Consider the following 16,672-nt stretch of genomic DNA (forward strand, 5'->3'; position numbering starts at 1 on the left):
CAGGAAACACAAAACTGGCCCCGCATAATGCGAGGCCAGTTCCTTGTTACAACTCTATGCGACCCGAGCGCGGGCGAATCACGCTCGCGGCCAAATCACGCACGCGCGGCAAACCGCTTACGCGTTCAGAATCTCTTGCACCTTTGCCGGGTCGAGCTCGGTGATGGGGGTAATGGGCTCCGGCGCGCAGGAGAAGTCGCCAATCTGCTTTTCCCAATGGTTGATGGAGCGCCATTCGCCGTTCTTGAAGCCGACGTTCTCGAGCGTGGCCATAAGCTTGAAGCCCATGGCGTTGTGTAGCTTGTCGCTCGCGGGGTTCGGGAAGGTGACCTTGCCGTGCACCGTACGAACGCCCTGCAGCTTCAGCAGCGAGAGCATCTTGTCGTAAATCTTGCGACCCATGCCGCGGCCGCGGTGGTTCGGCGCAAAGTACACCGACAGCTCAACGGCCCAAGCGTACGCCGCGCGCTCGTACAGGCGGCTCGCGTAGGCGTAGCCAACAGGCACGCCGTCTTCCTCGCACACAATGTACGGGTACACGCTCACGCGATCGACGATGCGCTGGCGGAACTCCTCCACCGTGGGAGCGACGTACTCGAACGTCACAGTGGTATCGACGTACGGCGCATAGATGGCTTGCAAAACCTCGGCGTCGTCGGGCGTAGCCAAGCGGAAGGTGAAAACGGGGTCAGACATCGCGTTCCTTTCGATGAAAGTGGATGAAATCGTGCACGAAAACTCGTGCATGCGCGAGGCGAACGCGAAAACGAGTCGGACGCATATTGATGATGGAAACGCATAGCAGGCCAGACAAGCAGCAGGCCGGCCAGGCCAGGCTGGCCCCGCCAGACAGCCCGCTATTCCGCGTAAGACCGATTCCGCCATGCGGAACCAGCCATGCAGAACAGCCATCCATGCCCCGCCGAACATGAAGAACAAGGATCGGTCGCCCCGCGCAAAGCAGCAACCCCGCACAAGCCTGCGGCCCAAACGTGCGGGTTTACCCTGCTGCGTTGTTCATGAGTCCCTTTGCTGAACAAGCTGTGGCAAAACGTGTTCAGCTGCTTCATAAATCGGCTTTTGGCCTGCGCATTCGCGAGGTTTCAAGATGCGTCCGACTCGCGGTTCGATTAGTGCGCCAGCAAAGTATATCCCCCCACATCGCAACGCAGGGGGACAATTTCGAGCGTTTGGAAATTGTTGCCGAAAAACACTGGAATATCATCCTTGGATGAGTATAATAAAGCTCGTAATTATTCCTCGTTGAGAATAATTGGACCCAGCCAAGCGCCCTCCCCCATAGCTCGGCCGGCGGTTCTTCCTTACGTCTTTCTCTTCGGGAGCCGAAAGGCTTGAAAGACGCACGTGGCTCAGCCGCACAAACATACTCCGTGCATCGCCCTACCCCCTAGATGCACGGAGTTCTTTTTTGTCCGCATGCATTCGGCACCTTTACGGCAGCTCACAAAACGCAGGCCCCGGCAAAGCGCAAATTCAATCCTCCGGTCAAGCGAGCCGAATCAAGCCTAAACCGAAACCAAAGCGTATCATCCGCACCCGCAGCCGTCGCTATACTAGGAATACAAGCACTGACTTGCTGCGTTTCGGAGCACCGAATACGCACTTCAGGAAGGTTGGACGTCATGGCACAGAGCATCATTTCCAAAGAAGAGCTTCTGGAAAACGCTTACGAGATCGCCGAAGAAGGCGGCATTTCGGCGCTTTCCATTCGCGGGCTCGCCACGAAAAGCGGCGTGAGCGTGGGAACTGTGTACCGATTCTTCGCCGCGAAAGACGAGCTCACCATCGCGACAATCGAGCTGTACTTCGCTCGCGCGTTCTACAAGGAATTCTGCCACCTCGATACGCATACCGCGTTCGTCGACTACTGCGAGAAGATGAACGTGAGCATGCATCAGGTGTTCAACCACTTCCGCGAATACTGGCTGCGCGGCGCCGAGGCCCTGCCTTCCGCCGAGAGGGCCGCAGCGCGCCTGCGCGAGTCGCAGCAGATTGAGCACGTGATGGGCGGCCTTGTCGAAATCTACAAGCGCGACCCGAACATCGTCGCCGATTTGCCCGACGGCTTCACTCCGCGAAGCGTGTGCGAGTTCACGCTCGACAACGTGCTCGACAGTCTGCGCCACCAAAACGGCGACTGCAAAGTGCTGTTCGGCCTTTTGAGGTCGACGCTCTATAAAAAGGAATAGACACGCAGCGGCGGGCGAATCTGAGCCCGCCGCCGCTGCTTCATGACGCTGGACAGCAAACCCCTATTCCGCAGATTCAAGATATCGTTTCAACACCATCAAACGCGGTTTTGAGTTTTCCAAAATTCTTGACACCATGGTTTCGGCGGCTTCGCTGCATGGCAACAACCTCGGAGATTCGAAGCCTTGCACCACTTCTGCCGCCACCACATCAAAAGCATCCATTGGAGCATCCGCGCTCAAGCATATTTTGAAAATGTCGTGTTCATCTATCTCGTTGAGCTCACGATGGGAGCCAATATCGAACGGCATTCTTGTCGAATAAGTACTCAAAGGAACGCACGTGACATCGTACAAAGGAGCCAAAGAGCGCGACGTCCAGTCCTCATTGTAAAGAAGAGAGCTGTTCTTTAGATGTGCGTCAGAATTGCCTATCACGTAATTGAACACAAGACGCTTCGCGAATTCAACGCGATCACGGGCAGGAAAAACCGCCGCTTCGTTCAAAAGGTCGCCCGCCATTTCAATATAATCGGCCTCAACCCCTTCCGGCTGGTATTTGTAAAACGGCGCCAGACCCAAAGCTTGGCAAAAGTCCTCTTGATGCGCCCGCGAAACCACACGTCCATCTTTGGAATCGGTCCATACCCGATCGTAACGCTCAACAGCAATAGCCCCTGGTATCTGCGGTATCTCGAAAATTGAAACCGTATCTATTCCGCAAGATCCCGCCAGAAGGGAGCAGGCGAGTTCATTGGCGGCGAGCTCTTCCTCCCCATTGCGGGAAATCTTAATAATATGGGTCGACGCCGCACCATCATGAGGAACAAGCCAGTCATCGAAACTCGCTTGTTCAGGCAAGAGCCCTTCAGGCAACGTCCAAGCAACCTTTGACTGAGCACCCGAAAGGGAAAGCCGCGTTGAACTCGCAATATATGCTGCAGCCGCCGATGGCCTTTCGCGCAAAGCACGTGTCTCCTCGTATTTCACGGGCTCATAATAGCCAACGGCGTACTCGTTTGATAACTGCCCTGTCGCAAAAGTGAGCGCGCCAATGCTCTCGCATCCAAGCATCCCAATAAGAGCGAACCAATCGTTGCGCGGAATTTGCCCCGTCTGAGCAATGCGAGCAACGACCTCACCTTCGGGTAATAGTCCCTGAAAAAATGGAGCAACCGCCTGCGAATCATATGGCTCGCTCGAAAGAGGCAGCATTTCCGAGACGCCCAATCCGCCATGCTCAACGAAAGCTTGGCAATATTGGAATCGCTCGGAACCAACACCGCCTTCACGAGAGAGCGTGGCAATACGTTGCTTTCCACCTCGCCAATCGCGAAATACGCCAATCTCCATGCTACCCCCTCGCCCGTGCGAATAGGTCTATCCCCACCTCGCGACACACTTCGATTACTTGTTTGATGTTTCCGCCAGCAATACCGCGTTCCAGCTCGCTCACGAAACGCGGCGAGCAATGACACGCTGCCGCAAGCTGGCCCTGAGTAAGACCGAGCGATTTGCGCCTTTTACGCAAAATAGCGCCCAAATCGCTCGCATTCGAAATTTTTCCATCGGAACGCCGAGGCCTAGGTGGAAGTTCCAGCTTCATAGTTACTCCTTCAATAATCCCATTTGGGAATATTAACAGAAAAATGCATCGAATTTTCCCAAATGGGAAAATCGAAAGGCACTTTTCAATATTTTTCCCATTTGGGATTACTTCAGAGCACTTGCGCGAAGCAAACGTGAGTATGCACCGGGCTTTTCAACCAGTTCCGCAAATACTGGCCGTGCGGCATCGACGCTCCACCTTCCGTCAGAAGAAAAAGTGAACAAGACGTCTTTGATGTTCACGCCAATCACCTCCAAGATAAAACACGTCAAAACGAACGAGCGCCGCGGCTGTTCGAATCCAACCACCCTTTTATCTTTGGAGGACAACATGTCACCTATCCTTATCGCTGCCACCACGATCATTTCCCTCGTCCTTGTCGCCTACACGATTGGCGTTTTCGGCGAACGCAATTCCGGCACGCTGAAGCGTTCGCATCTGACCTTCTTCTGGATTGGTCTTGCGTGCGACTCCACCGGCACCGCCATCATGAGCTCCATGGCCCAAAGCAGCGGCGGTTCCATCTCGCTTCTGCACCCCGTCACCGGCGGCCTCGCCATTGCGCTTATGCTCTTCCACGCAACCTGGGCGACGTACGTTTTGCTGCGCGGCGATAGCAAGCAGCGCCACAACTTCCATCGCCTGAGCATTTGTGTGTGGCTCATTTGGCTCGTCCCCTACTGCAGCGGCGTGCTCGTCGGCATCCCCGCGCTGCACGTTGCCGACGGCACCGCACTGGCGATCGCTTCCGCCATCGTCGTCGTACTCGCCGTGCTGGTTCTGCCCAAGAAGAAGCAGGCCACTTCTTTGTAAGGCGCAACGGCGCCAGGTCGGCTGCGAACTGGCTGGCTGCGGCGAGGCGATAACCGCCGCCACGACGCTAAGCAGCAAGTCAGCGTCGAAACGACGGCAGTTGCCACGACGTCAGGCGTCAGCGACAAATCGGCGAGACAAACCCGTAACGGCCAGCCGCCAACGGCAGCCACAGCGGCGCCAAACAGCAGCAATACAAAAGCTCAGGTCGCTTCAAAGAAAGAGACCTGAGCTTGCCTTGTTTTTTCTTTTCGTTTTTAGAACTTGCGGAAGCGCTCGTAGCGCTGCTCGAGCAGCTCGTCGATAGGCAGGGCGGAAAGCTCGTCGAGGCTTTCTTCCACATACGCCACCACGTTGGCGATCGCGAAATCGGGGTTGGCAGAAGACGAGCCCTCGCCCTCCTCGAGCACCGCGTCGACAATGCCCATGTCGTAAATCTCGTAGGCGTTCATGCGCATGACCGCAGCCGCCTCGGCCGCGCGCGAGCGATCCTTCCACAGAATGGACGCGAAGCCCTCGGGCGAGAGCACCGAATACACGGCATGCTCCTGCATGGCCACGCGGTCGGCCAGCGCGAGCGCAAGCGCGCCGCCGCTGCCGCCTTCGCCCACGAGCACGCTCACCGTGGGCACGCGCAGCCCCGCCATGGCATACAGGTTGTCGGCGATCGCGTTGCCCTGGCCGCGCTCCTCGGCCTCTTTGCCGCAAAACGCGCCCTGCGTGTCCACGAAGCACACCACCGCACGCCCGAAGCGCTCGGCCTGACGCATAAGGCGCAAACTCTTGCGGTAGCCCTCGGGCTGCGGGCAGCCGAAGTTGCGCTTGATGCGATCTTGCAGGTCGCGGCCCTTTTCCTGCGCGATAAGCGTCGTCGGCTCGCCCGCGACCCAGCCGATGCCCGCCACAATGGCGGCGTCGTCGGCAAAACCGCGATCGCCGTGGCACTCGAAGAAGCCCTCGCACGTCGCTTCCAAATAGCGGCCCGCGGTGGGTCGATGCACGTCGCGCGCGGTTTGCACGCTGGCCCACGCGGGGTTTTCCGCCGCCTCGGCCTGCTTCGCGGCACCAAGCTTGGAGGTGTACTGCTCGATTTCCGCACGATAAGCACGACGGGTCGCCACCGAGCGCACGCCGTCCGCGACGCGCTTCGGCACCGCCACGGCAGCCTTGGCGGCAACGGCGCGCACGCCAGAAAGAATATCGCGCTCGTCAGCAGCAAGCTGCGCGCCCGCCGCTTCAAGCTCGCATTTCGTGGGATTCGCGGCCAACGCGGCGAGAACCGCGGCGAACCCACGAGGCGCGCCCGCTTCAGGCTTGGCATGCAGCGCAAGCAGGTTCGCGAGCGTCTCACGAATGCGCGGACGTTCAACGATGGCGTCGATAAGGCCATGCTCAAGCGCGAATTCCGCCGTTTGGAATTCCTTGGGAAGCTCCTGGCGAATGGTGTCTTGGATCACGCGGCGGCCGGCGAAGCCGATGAGCGCGCGGGGCTCGGAAATAATCACGTCACCCTGCATCGCGAAACTCGCGGTCACGCCGCCCGTCGTGGGGTCGGTAATTACCGAGAAATACGGCAGGCCCGCCTCGCCGTGGCGCTCAATCGCGGCCGAGATTTTCGCCATTTGCATGAGCGAGACCAGGCCTTCCTGCATGCGCGCGCCGCCCGAGCAGGTGAACAGCACCAGCGGCAGGCCCCCTTCGGTGGCATGCTCGGCCAGACGCGTGATGCGCTCGCCCACCACCGAGCCCATCGAGCCCATGAAGAACGTCGAATCCATCACGCCTATGGCCACGCGCATGCCCGCGATGCGACCCACGCCGCAGCGCACGCCTTCGCGAAGTCCCGTCTTCTTTCGCATGCCGCCGATTTTGTCCAGGTAACCGGGGAAATCGAGCGGGTCGGTTTCGGGCACGTCGGTGCCTTCGGTTTCAAACCAGCACTCGAAGCTTTCCGCGTCAAGCACGCTTGCCAAGCGCTCGGCTGACGTCATGCGGAAATGATGGCCGCACTCGGGGCACATTTTATGATTGGCGAGCACGCGCTGCGCGTCGGAAATGCGGTGGCACTTCGGGCACGTGACCCACGAGTCGTCGCTTACGTGCAACGCCGCGTCGCTGGGAGCCAGGCAGGTGCGCCACACGCGCGTGATGCCGCCGAACGCCGCGTTGATCGATGCTACAGGCACGCTGTAGACGCTGCGATGTTCGTCGGCCGCCATAGAAAGGAAGCGCTCATCAACCGCGAGGCGCGAATCGACGAGCAAAATCGCCTGCGCATCGGCCGATTCGGCCGCGGAAAGCACGCGATAGCTGTCGTCGAGAGCGCCGGTTTCGCGGCTTTTGCCCACGCACACGGTTTTCGGGGCGAGCTTCACGTGCGCAGCGCGCGCCATGTCTTCGGTGTAGGCAACGCACGGCACAAGGCCCGCGGCCAAGCATCCCGCAACGATGGATTCGCCCGTCGCGCCCGCATCGACCACGAGCACGCGCGCAGCACCAGCCGAACGTACTTCGACCAGGCTTTTCAGCGGTTCAGTGGCCGCGTAAACAGCCGCCGATTCCTGCTCGCACGCGAACGCGTCGACGCCCTCTGCGGCAGGAGCCGCGGGCGCAGCGGTCGCATCGCCAATGGTCACATATGCCGTTTTCTTCGAACGCAGCATAACTGCACGCTTTCTCTTAGAACGAACCTGTTACATGCTCAACCTGCTAAATGCTCGTAGCGTTTAGCAGGTTCCGACCACACTCGCGCCTATGCCAGCACGTACTTCTGAGTGGCGGAAGCGGCCACCTTGCCGTCGACCGTCGCCGTAACCTCTGCCACCACCATGCGGGAAGACGACTTCACGATGTCGGCCTCCAAGCGCAGGGTGTCGCCCGGCTGAACCTGATGGCGAAACTTCGCTTTATCGACCCCCGTAAGGAAGCCGATTGCGCCTTCCGCGCCACGCGCCTCGAGCACACAGAAGCTTGCCGCTTGGGCAAGCGCCTCCATAATGATGACGCCCGGCAAAACGGGATGCTCAGGAAAATGCCCTTCGAACAGCGGCAAAGCAGGGTCGACATCGAGTTCGGCGACAATGTGTTCGCCAGGAACGCATTCCACCACGCGCGTCAGCCACAAAAACGGGTCGCGATGCGGCAGAACCGTCATAATCTCGTCGCGCCCGCACGGATACGTTATTGCCATGGGAGATGTTCCTTCTATCTACAAAACCAGAGACATAAGATAAGTAAATGTCAGCGAGAGACCGGTGCAGCGTCGGCCGCTATTGCCCCCTATACGGGGCAATAGCCAACGAACCATTGTGGCCGCCGAAGCCCAACGAGTTCGACAGCGCCACCTTCTGCTTGTAGCCCTCGATGGGAGCAAGCGGCACGTTCACGCCACACTCGGGGTCGATCTCGCGCGTGCCCGCCGTGGGCGGCACGCAATCGTTCGCCACCGAAAGCGCGCACACGATGGCCTCAAGGGCGCCTGCCGCGCCAAGCGTGTGACCAATGGAGCCCTTCACTGAAGTCACGGGCACGTCCGCCGCGCGTTCCTCGCCCACCAGGGCTTTCAGCGCAGCCGACTCCATGGCGTCATTGGCATGCGTCGAGGTTCCGTGCGCATTCAAATGACCCAGGTCATCGGGCGTGAAACCGCCTTCAGCAAGCGCCTGGCGCATCGCGCGCACCGCGCCTTCGCCCGACGGCTCGGGCGCCGTCATGTGATACGCGTCGCCCGTCGAGCCGAAACCGGCCACTTCCGCCAGAATGGTCGCGCCGCGGTTCACAGCGTGCTCGAGCGATTCGAGCACCAATGCGCCCGCACCTTCACCCGGAACGAAGCCGCCGCGGTTCACGTCGAACGGCATCGACGCCGCTGCCGGGTCGGTCGATTTCGAGGTCGCGCCCAAATTGCCGAAGCCCGCCAGACAGATGGGCGAGATGGATTCCTCGCTGCCACCCGCAAGCGCCACATCGGCGTAGCCATGGCGAATCAGGCGATACGCCTCGCCCACGCAATGCGTGCCCGTCGCACACGCCGTCACAATCGAGAGGCAATCGGCCTTCAGCCCGAAGCGAATGGACAGGTTGCCCGCCGCCATATTCTCGATCATCGTAGGGATGAACAGGGGATTCACGCGCTTGGGACCCTTCTGCGCAAGCGTGTCGCACCCGCGCTGGAATTCCTCCAAACCGCCAATGCCGCTTCCCCACACGCATGCCGCGCGCGTGGCGTCTTCGGCCTCCATGTCGATGCCCGCCTGTGCCCACGCCTCTTCCGAAGCGGCGATGGCGTACTGCACGAACAGCGCGAAACGGCGCGCCTCTTTCTTCGACATGCCGCACGCCGCCGCGTCGAAGTTCGGCACCTCGGCAGCAAGCGACCCAGCAAACTCGGATGCATCGAAGCGCGTGATAGGCGCGATGCATTGCTTTCCGGAATACACCGCGCTCCACAGCGCGTCGACGCCCGTGCCCGCAGGGGAGACGGCGCCCATGCCGGTAATTACGACGCGGCGCGAGCCGTCCGTCTTCAGGAATTCACTCTTTTCGCACGTCACAGCGCCAAACCTCCGTCAATCTCAATTGCCTGGCCGGTAATATACGCGGCATCGTCGCTCGCGAGGAACGCCACGAGGCTCGCCACTTCGCTCGCCTGGCCGAACCTGCGCTCGGGAATGTTGCCGAGCACCGATTCCTTCACCTTCTCGGGAACGGCGTCGGTCATGTCGGTCACGATGAAGCCGGGCGCCACCGCGTTCACGGTTACGCCGCGCGGCGCGACCTCGCGCGCGAGCGACTTGGTAAGGCCCACGATGCCCGCCTTCGACGCGGCATAGTTCACCTGGCCCACGTTGCCGTGCAAGCCCGAAATGCTCGACATGTTCACGATGCGGCCGCGACGCGCCTTGCACATGGCCGGCACTGCCGCTTTGCAGCAGTTGAACGCGCCCTTCAGGTTCACGGCGACCACGCGGTCGAAATCGTCTTCCTTCATGCGCAGGAACAGCGCGTCGCGCGTGATGCCCGCATTGTTCACGAGCACGCTCACGTCACCGAGCTGCTCGCGCGCCGCCTGCATGAGGCCCGCCGCCGCATCGAAGCTCGAAACATCAGCTTGAATGGCCGCCGCCTCCACGCCGAAGCGCTCGCGAAGGCTTGCCGCCACCTCGGCGGCCGCTTCGGCACTGCCGGCGTGCGAGTGGTTCACGGCCACGTTGTAGCCGCGCGCCGCAAGCGCTTCGCACACCGCCTTTCCGATGCCGCGGGCGCCGCCCGTAACCACCGCGCATCCGCGCGGGGCGGCCGGCGATACCGTGTTCGTCTCAGTCATGGAAGCTCCTTCTTATTCGGCGCCATCGCATGCAAACTCGCTTGCGACCTGGGCAATTTCTTCGGGAGATACGGGCGCGAATCGCGCTGCGGCAGGGTCGATGCGCTTGACGAGCTTGGTGAGCACGCCGCCGAAGCCGCATTCCACGAACGCGTCGACGCCCTGCGCAGAAAGCCAGCGCACGCTTTGCTCGAACAAAACGGGCGATGTGACCTGGCTCGCCAGGTGCGCGCGAGCGTCGGCCGCAGAAAGCGATCGGGCATCCACATTGCACACGAGCGGCGTGCGAGCCTCGCAAAACTCAATCTCTTCGAGGAATTCCGCAAGCGCCTCAGCCGCCGGCTGCATGAGCGGGCTGTGGAACGCGCCCGAAGTCGCGAGCATCGACGCCTTATGGCGCGGACGCTCCTTCCAGGCGGAAGCCGCTCGATCAACAGCGGCTACGTCGCCCGAAATAACAATCTGACCAGGCGAGTTGTAGTTCGCGCACACGAGCACGTCACCTTGCGCAGCGCTCGAGCACACTTCGCTCGCCTCTTCAGGCTCGCCGCCGAGCAGCGCGCACATCGAACCCGGGCGCGCCGCCGCGGCTTCGGCCATGGCCTTCGCGCGGAAGGCGGCGATGCGGAACGCGTCGCGCTCGCTTACCATGCCGCTTACCGCGAGGGCCGCGATTTGCCCGAGCGAGAAGCCCGCCACGTATGCGGGGCGAACCCCGCGGGCTTCAAGCGTTTTGGCAACGGCGACGGAAAGCGTGCACATGGCAGGCTGGGCGAACGCGGTGTCGCGCAGCGTTTCCGCGGAAGCGTTCAGGCACACGTCGGCCACATCGAACCCGAAGGCCTCGCTTGCGATGGCGAAGGTTTCCGCCACCTCGGGCGATCCCTGTTCAATCAGGGCCGCGCCCATGCCAGGTTTCTGCGCGCCCTGGCCGCTCAAAAGAAATGCGACACCCATGGGCTATTCCTTCCCTTCCGCGGCGCACGCCGCGCGGCCCGCACGATGGGCGTTTGCGCAGGCGAGCTGCTGCAGGTTCATACCACCGCGAACTTCCGCGTCGGCCAAAAGATCGGCGATTGCCTGAGCTGCGGTTTTGCGCTCATGCACAAGTGCCGCCGACTGGCCGGCCATCATGGAGCCGCCATCGACGTCACCTTCCACCGCGCGGCGAAGCGAGCCAGCGTACATGCCCTCGAGCTCGTCGGAGTTGGCGGCGGCGTCGCATTCGAGCTTGCGCATCGCGCGCGCCCACTTGTTCTTCAAGCCGCGCACGGGGTGCCCGCTTCCGCGGCCCGTCACCACCGTGTCGGAATCCTTGGCCTTCAGCACGCGTGCCTTATACGCGTCGGCGATGCCGCATTCCTCAACCGTAAGGAATCGGGTGCCCACCTGCACACCCTCGGCGCCCAGCGCGAACGCGGCCGCCATGCCGCGGCCGTCGGCGATGCCACCCGCAGCGATCACAGGGATGCGCACGGCGTCGCACACGCTGGGGATGAGCGCCATGGTCGTGAGCTCGCCGATGTGGCCGCCAGCCTCGCAGCCCTCAGCCACCACCGCGTCAGCGCCCATGCGTTCCATGCGCGCGGCGAGCGCCGAAGACGCCACCACCGGCACCACCTTGATGCCGGCCTCTTTCCACGCCGCCATGAAGTTCGCGGGGCTGCCCGCACCTGTGGTAACCACGTCGACGTGCAGCTCGGTGAGCAGCTCGGCCACCTGGGGCGCCTGCGGGTCCATGAGCATGACGTTCGCGCCGATGGGGGCGTCGCCGGCGATTTCGCGAGCGATGCGCACCTGCTCTTCAATCCATTCGAGCGGCGCGCCGCCGCAGGCGATGATGCCCAAGCCGCCCGCCGCAGACACCGCGCCGGCGAGTTTGCCGTCGGCGATGCGGGCCATGGCGCCCTGGATGATGGGCACGCGAATGCCCAGAAGTTCTGTTACGCGGGTGTTCATGAAGGTCCCTCTTTCGTCGCATCCCGCCGTGGCGGAACCACGTGATACGTTTCGTTAAGCTCAAACAGCCCTGAGCTCGCACGAACAGCCCACTGAGCTGCTCGGCTCGTGCGGAGCTCGCGCAAAACACATCGCGCGGCTCCGCTACGACAAAGCCCCGGCCGACAATTCGCTCGGAATGCGCGCCTTATTTCAAGCCGTCGATATAGTCGACGAGCTTGCCAACCGTGTCGAGGCCCTCGGCTTCGCCAAGCTCGATGTCGAAACGGTTTTCGATCTCGCACACGAGCTCAACCATGTCGAGCGAATCGATGCCGAGCGACTCGAACGTGGAATCGGCGGCAACGGTGGCGGGATCGATGTCAAGGTTCTCGTTCAGGATCTCTTGGATGGTTTCGAGAGTGGTCATTTCTTTAGCCTTTCTAATTGTTAGGTTGTCTAACTATATTTGCCTAAAAAAGAGAGGGGCACACGCCCAACTCTTTCTTTTCGTGAATCGTTTCGCGCGGGCCGGCGCCTTACGAGTGCTGCTCGAAGAACGCCTTCACCTTCGAGAGGCCTCGCGCGAACGCGACCTCTTCTTCGGGCGTGAGCCCGTCGAGCGCGGCATCGACCATTTGGCGATGGAACAGCTCGTGGGCGCGGTAGGCCTTCCTGCCTTCCTTGGTGAGCGACACAAGCACCTGTCGACGATCAGCCTCGCAACGCGTGCGCTGCACAAAACCCTTGGTCACAAGCTTGCCAATAGCTGCCGTGAGAGTTGCGAGCGTCACATCGAGGCGCGAGGCGACCACATTCATGGGGCTCGCGCCGTTCAGGCCGATGGCGTGAATGGTGTGGATTTCGGAAATCGTGAGGCCGCGGGTCAGGCGATTCTTCAACGCATCTTCCTCCACGCGCAAGATACTGTTGAACGTTTCGACAAGAAGCTCGTTGACTTCCTGCCTTTGCTCCCTCGCCGAGCTCGCTTCCATTCCGAACCTTTCTATTCGCAGCGCGCGGCGGGCGCCATGGCCACGCCGAATGCGCCTATGCCCAGGTGCGTTGCGATGGTCGCGCCGCACGGGTCGATCGATATTACCTCGAAGTCTACCTTAGATTTAGTTAGCGTGTCTATCAAAGTTTCTACCGCTTTTGGGTTGCGGCAATGCACCAAGCGAAGGCGGGTGCGGCCGTGTTCGGCGGCATAGTTTTCGATGAACGCGGCGGTATCTTTGATGGCGCCCTTCGAGCCCTTCGACTTGCCGATCACGCCGACCTTGCCGTCTTCCTCGTTGAACGTAAGCATCATGCGCATGTTCAACACGCTGGCCTGCTTGGCGGCTTCTTCGGGGAAGCGCCCGCCACGCACCAGGTTGTCGAGCGATTCGGGAACGAGCACGGTGCGAGTCGCGTCGCGGAAAGCGACGAGCTTCTCGCACATCTCGTCGAGGCTTGCGCCGGAATCGCGCAGCTCGCAGGCGGCGTCGACCATAAGGCCGAGCGGAGCGGTGGCGCATCGCGTGTCAACCACGCGCACGTCGAGCGGGGCATCGGCCCCGGCAATGCCTGCGACCTGGGGCGTTCCCGAAAGCGGAAGGGCGATGTGCAGACACACGGCGCCTTCGTAGCCCTCGTCGGCCAAGCGCTCGAACAACTTCGCAAAGTCGTGCGGCGAAGGCTGCGAGGTGCTGGGGAGGTCGACCGCGGCAATCATGCGGTCATAGAACTCGTCGGTCGAAATTTCGATTTGGTCGGCAAATGATTCGTTGCTAAAACAAATTTTCAACGGCACCATCTCAACGTTGCGGCGGGCGAACTCATCGAACGCCCAGTCGCACGTCGAATCGGTGACAATGGCGATTTTCACAAACTGCTCCTTCAGTCTGGCGACATCGAGGGAAGCGGCGAACGGTCCCGCATGAACGCGGCTGTTCGCACGCGATATGCATGCCAGCCTACGCCGCATTCCCTTGTCGCGCACTGCCCCACAAACGGGGTTTTCGAGGCAGCGCTTCTGCGCGCGTCGGGCATTAAACGCGGCGCCCGCAGAAAAGCTCGAGACCGAAGTATATCGATATTACTTAGTTAGTCAAACTATTTTGGCGAGTTTTGAAACGCCCGTGAATGCTTCAGAAACGCAAGGAAATCCCTGTTTCGAAATGAGCCCTGTTAAATGCTCGTAGCATTTAACAGGTCCGGCAGGATGGGCCTCAAGAATCAGGTAATCCAAGAACTGCCTCCTCCCCTCACCCGGCGGCTTGGTGCCCACAGAAACCTGCTAAACGCTACGAGCATTTAACGGGTTCCGAGCATTTAACAGATTCGGGCAACAAACGCGCAGGCGCCGAAACGGTGCGCGTACAATAAGCGCTCCACAATTAAGAGGAGCTCTATGAATCTGATTGAACAGCTCGCGCGCGAGCTCAATTTGAAGGCCCACAACGTCGAAGCGACCGTCAAGCTCATCGACGAGGGAAACACCATTCCCTTCATCGCGCGCTACCGCAAAGAAGTCACCGGCGGCATGGACGACGTCGCGCTGCGCACGCTCGACGAGCGGCTGTCGTATTTACGCAACCTTGAGCAGCGAAAAGAAGACGTCATCGCGCTCATTGGCGCCCAAGGCAAGCTCACGCCCGAGCTCGAGGCCCAAATCCGCGAAGCCGAGCAGCTGCAGCGCGTTGAAGACCTCTACAAGCCTTTCCGCAAAAAGCGCCTGACCCGTGCGCAGAAAGCGCGCGAAGCGGGGCTCGAGCCGCTCGCGAACATGATCATTATGCAGGCGTCCGCGAAAGGCTCGGCCCTCGACGCGGCCGCAGCATATATATCGGAAGGAACCGGTTTCGACACGCCCGAGGCAGCGCTCGCGGGCGCGTGCGACATCGTAGCCGAAACCGTCGCGGAAGACCCGGAATGCGTCGCCGACCTGCGCGCTTTCACTCACAACACCGCCGACATCGTGGTTGAGGCCACCAATGCCGACGAGGCAACTCCCTACGAGCCGTACTACAACTACGACGAGCCCCTGCGCAAGATTCCCAACCACCGCGTGCTCGCGATTGACCGCGGCGAGCGCGAGGGCAAGCTGCGCGTGCGCGTGAACGTCGACGCCAACGAAGCCACCGCACGCCTGGGCGCCCGCTGGCCACGCCGCCACGGCGTGTTCGCGCCCGTGTTCGATTCCGCCATCGCCGATGGCTACAAGCGTCTCATGGCGCCGTCACTCGAACGCGAGGCCCGCGCGAAGCTCACCGTGCGCGCGCAAACCGAGGCCATCAACGTGTTCGCCAAAAACCTCGAAGGCCTTCTGTCGGCGCGCCCCGTGCGCGGCGCGCGCGTGCTGGCGCTCGACCCGGGATATCGAACCGGCTGCAAAATTGCCGTGATGGACGAAACCGGCAAGCTGCTCGACCACGGCGTGGTCTACCCCACCAAGCCGCGCGGCGACGTGGCGGGCACCAAACGCGAGCTGGCGCGCCTCGTGAAGAAAGATCGTGTGAACACCATCGTGATCGGCAACGGCACCGCAAGCCGCGAAACCGAGGAGGTGGTGTCGGAATTCATCGCCGAGCAGGCGCCCGATTTGCGCTACACCATCGTGAACGAAGCCGGCGCCTCGGTGTATTCGGCATCGGAATTGGCAAGCCAGGAATACCCCGACCTCGACGTGACCGTGCGCGGCGCGATGAGCCTTGGCCGCCGCCTGCAAGACCCGCTGGCCGAGCTCGTGAAAATTCCGCCGCAATCGATTGGCGTGGGCCAGTACCAGCACGACCTTGACCAGGCCGAACTTGCGCGCACGCTGGGATATGTGGTCGAAGACGTCGTAAACCGCGTGGGCGTGGACGTGAACACCGCCAGCGCGAGCCTTTTGAGCTACGTTTCGGGCATCACGTCGACGGTGGCCAAAAATATCGTGGCCTATCGCGAAGAAAACGGCGCCTTCACCAATCGCCGCGAACTGAAGAAAGTTCCCAAGCTGGGGCCGAAGGCCTACCTGAATGCCGCGGGCTTCCTGCGCATCGCGGGCGGCAAAAACCCGCTCGACGCCACGAGCGTGCACCCCGAGAGCTATCCGGTGGCAACCGAGGTGCTCAAGCGGGCTGGCGTGTCGGCGAGCGAACTCGAACGCGGCGGCATTCCCGACATCGAGAAGCGCGCAGGCAGCGTGGCTGAATTGGCCGGACAGCTCGACTGCGGCGTTCTGACGCTCATCGATATTATCGACGAGCTGAAAAAGCCTGGTCGCGACCCACGCGACGATGCTCCTGAGGTCGTGTTCAGCCGCTCAGCCCTTTCGATCGACGACCTTGAACCAGGCATGGAGTTGAAGGGCACCGTGCGCAATGTGGTCGATTTCGGCGCGTTCGTCGACATCGGCGTGCACCAAGACGGCCTCGTGCACATTTCGAAACTCGCCAATCGCTTCGTGAAGCACCCGAGCGACGTGGTACGCGTGGGCGACACCGTGAACGTATGGGTAGAAAAGGTCGACCGCGACCGCAAGAAGATTTCCCTCACCATGGTGCAAGGGAAATAAACCATAAGAGGCCAGCGGATGTGTTAAATGCTCGTAGCGTTTAGCACATCCGCTGAAGGGGCTGGCGCGCGATTCGCTCGCGCGCCCACGCTCCCAAACCTGCCAAACGCTACGAACGTTGAATAGGTTTGGGAGCGTTTACAACAAAGCCCGACCATGCACGCCGCCGCGGAAAAACCGAGCGAAACAAAAGGGGCCTCCTTTTAAGGAAGCCCCCCACGATTCGTGTCCAT

15 protein-coding genes are annotated in these 16,672 nt (G+C 61.3%); 3 read left to right on the forward strand and 12 right to left on the reverse strand.

Going from position 1 to position 16,672, the window contains the following annotated elements; translation table 11 throughout:
• Positions 1-117: 117 nt before the first annotated feature.
• Positions 118-696, reverse strand: coding sequence for a GNAT family N-acetyltransferase (locus Q0D41_RS03680; RefSeq protein WP_294375358.1), 579 nt, complete (start codon positions 694-696; stop codon positions 118-120).
• 947 nt (positions 697-1,643) lie between these two features.
• Here Q0D41_RS03680 and Q0D41_RS03685 point away from each other — a divergent pair.
• Entirely contained in the window at positions 1,644-2,210 is a 567-nt protein-coding gene (locus Q0D41_RS03685) for a TetR/AcrR family transcriptional regulator (RefSeq protein WP_294375361.1), read from the forward strand.
• Positions 2,211-2,273: 63 nt separating this feature from the next.
• Here the strand turns inward: Q0D41_RS03685 and Q0D41_RS03690 are convergent, their stop codons facing one another.
• On the reverse strand, positions 2,274-3,563 hold the full coding sequence (locus Q0D41_RS03690) for a HipA domain-containing protein (RefSeq protein WP_294375364.1): 1,290 nt from the start codon (positions 3,561-3,563) through the stop codon (positions 2,274-2,276).
• A 1-nt stretch (position 3,564) separates the two neighbouring features.
• Positions 3,565-3,816 (reverse strand): helix-turn-helix domain-containing protein, encoded by a 252-nt coding sequence (locus Q0D41_RS10045; protein ID WP_367113806.1) that lies wholly within the window; start codon positions 3,814-3,816, stop codon positions 3,565-3,567.
• Positions 3,817-4,149: 333 nt separating this feature from the next.
• Here Q0D41_RS10045 and Q0D41_RS03695 point away from each other — a divergent pair, with 333 nt between their 5' ends.
• A complete protein-coding gene (locus Q0D41_RS03695; RefSeq protein ID WP_294375367.1) occupies positions 4,150-4,632 on the forward strand; it encodes an HsmA family protein in 483 nt (160 codons plus the stop codon).
• Positions 4,633-4,889: 257 nt separating this feature from the next.
• Here Q0D41_RS03695 and accD read toward each other — a convergent pair whose 3' ends face one another.
• From accD to Q0D41_RS03740, 9 genes are all read right to left on the reverse strand, one after another.
• The gene (gene accD, locus Q0D41_RS03700) at positions 4,890-7,295 is read right to left on the reverse strand and encodes an acetyl-CoA carboxylase, carboxyltransferase subunit beta (RefSeq protein ID WP_294375370.1); all 2,406 of its coding nucleotides are present in this window, start codon (positions 7,293-7,295) and stop codon (positions 4,890-4,892) included.
• Positions 7,296-7,384: 89 nt separating this feature from the next.
• On the reverse strand, positions 7,385-7,822 hold the full coding sequence (gene fabZ, locus Q0D41_RS03705; protein ID WP_294375372.1) for a 3-hydroxyacyl-ACP dehydratase FabZ: 438 nt from the start codon (positions 7,820-7,822) through the stop codon (positions 7,385-7,387).
• A 79-nt stretch (positions 7,823-7,901) separates the two neighbouring features.
• Complete coding sequence (gene fabF / locus Q0D41_RS03710; protein ID WP_294375376.1) at positions 7,902-9,185, reverse strand: beta-ketoacyl-ACP synthase II; 1,284 nt, start codon at positions 9,183-9,185, stop codon at positions 7,902-7,904.
• Positions 9,182-9,958, reverse strand: coding sequence for a 3-oxoacyl-[acyl-carrier-protein] reductase (fabG, locus tag Q0D41_RS03715; protein WP_294375378.1), 777 nt, complete (start codon positions 9,956-9,958; stop codon positions 9,182-9,184). Before fabG ends, fabF begins: the two co-directional genes overlap by 4 nt.
• A 12-nt stretch (positions 9,959-9,970) precedes the next feature.
• Positions 9,971-10,915 (reverse strand): ACP S-malonyltransferase, encoded by a 945-nt coding sequence (locus tag Q0D41_RS03720; RefSeq protein ID WP_294375382.1) that lies wholly within the window; start codon positions 10,913-10,915, stop codon positions 9,971-9,973.
• 3 nt (positions 10,916-10,918) lie between these two features.
• Positions 10,919-11,917, reverse strand: coding sequence for a nitronate monooxygenase (locus Q0D41_RS03725; protein ID WP_294375385.1), 999 nt, complete (start codon positions 11,915-11,917; stop codon positions 10,919-10,921).
• A 187-nt stretch (positions 11,918-12,104) separates the two neighbouring features.
• The gene (locus tag Q0D41_RS03730; protein ID WP_123219903.1) at positions 12,105-12,326 is read right to left on the reverse strand and encodes an acyl carrier protein; all 222 of its coding nucleotides are present in this window, start codon (positions 12,324-12,326) and stop codon (positions 12,105-12,107) included.
• Between the two features lie 109 nt (positions 12,327-12,435).
• Entirely contained in the window at positions 12,436-12,891 is a 456-nt protein-coding gene (locus tag Q0D41_RS03735) for a MarR family winged helix-turn-helix transcriptional regulator (protein ID WP_294375392.1), read from the reverse strand.
• An 11-nt stretch (positions 12,892-12,902) separates the two neighbouring features.
• The gene (locus Q0D41_RS03740) at positions 12,903-13,766 is read right to left on the reverse strand and encodes a DegV family protein (protein ID WP_294375395.1); all 864 of its coding nucleotides are present in this window, start codon (positions 13,764-13,766) and stop codon (positions 12,903-12,905) included.
• A 525-nt stretch (positions 13,767-14,291) separates the two neighbouring features.
• Between Q0D41_RS03740 and Q0D41_RS03745 the strand changes: the two genes are divergently transcribed.
• The gene (locus Q0D41_RS03745) at positions 14,292-16,439 is read left to right on the forward strand and encodes a Tex family protein (protein WP_294375399.1); all 2,148 of its coding nucleotides are present in this window, start codon (positions 14,292-14,294) and stop codon (positions 16,437-16,439) included.
• The last annotated feature ends 233 nt before the right edge of the window (positions 16,440-16,672 follow it).

The organism is uncultured Slackia sp., assembly GCF_934630525.1.
In the GTDB taxonomy this organism is placed as follows: Bacteria; Actinomycetota; Coriobacteriia; order Coriobacteriales; family Eggerthellaceae; genus Slackia.

Bases quoted from the DNA above. Each gene is read 5' to 3' on its own strand.
- Q0D41_RS03680 (WP_294375358.1), bottom strand. From the start codon at position 696: ATGTCTGACCCCGTTTTCACCTTCCGCTTGGCTACGCCCGACGACGCC.
- Q0D41_RS03685 (WP_294375361.1), top strand. From the start codon at position 1,644: ATGGCACAGAGCATCATTTCCAAAGAAGAGCTTCTGGAAAACGCTTAC.
- Q0D41_RS03690 (WP_294375364.1), bottom strand. From the start codon at position 3,563: ATGGAGATTGGCGTATTTCGCGATTGGCGAGGTGGAAAGCAACGTATT.
- Q0D41_RS10045 (WP_367113806.1), bottom strand. From the start codon at position 3,816: ATGAAGCTGGAACTTCCACCTAGGCCTCGGCGTTCCGATGGAAAAATT.
- Q0D41_RS03695 (WP_294375367.1), top strand. From the start codon at position 4,150: ATGTCACCTATCCTTATCGCTGCCACCACGATCATTTCCCTCGTCCTT.
- accD (WP_294375370.1), bottom strand. From the start codon at position 7,295: ATGCTGCGTTCGAAGAAAACGGCATATGTGACCATTGGCGATGCGACC.
- fabZ (WP_294375372.1), bottom strand. From the start codon at position 7,822: ATGGCAATAACGTATCCGTGCGGGCGCGACGAGATTATGACGGTTCTG.
- fabG (WP_294375378.1), bottom strand. From the start codon at position 9,958: ATGACTGAGACGAACACGGTATCGCCGGCCGCCCCGCGCGGATGCGCG.
- Q0D41_RS03720 (WP_294375382.1), bottom strand. From the start codon at position 10,915: ATGGGTGTCGCATTTCTTTTGAGCGGCCAGGGCGCGCAGAAACCTGGC.
- Q0D41_RS03725 (WP_294375385.1), bottom strand. From the start codon at position 11,917: ATGAACACCCGCGTAACAGAACTTCTGGGCATTCGCGTGCCCATCATC.
- Q0D41_RS03730 (WP_123219903.1), bottom strand. From the start codon at position 12,326: ATGACCACTCTCGAAACCATCCAAGAGATCCTGAACGAGAACCTTGAC.
- Q0D41_RS03735 (WP_294375392.1), bottom strand. From the start codon at position 12,891: ATGGAAGCGAGCTCGGCGAGGGAGCAAAGGCAGGAAGTCAACGAGCTT.
- Q0D41_RS03745 (WP_294375399.1), top strand. From the start codon at position 14,292: ATGAATCTGATTGAACAGCTCGCGCGCGAGCTCAATTTGAAGGCCCAC.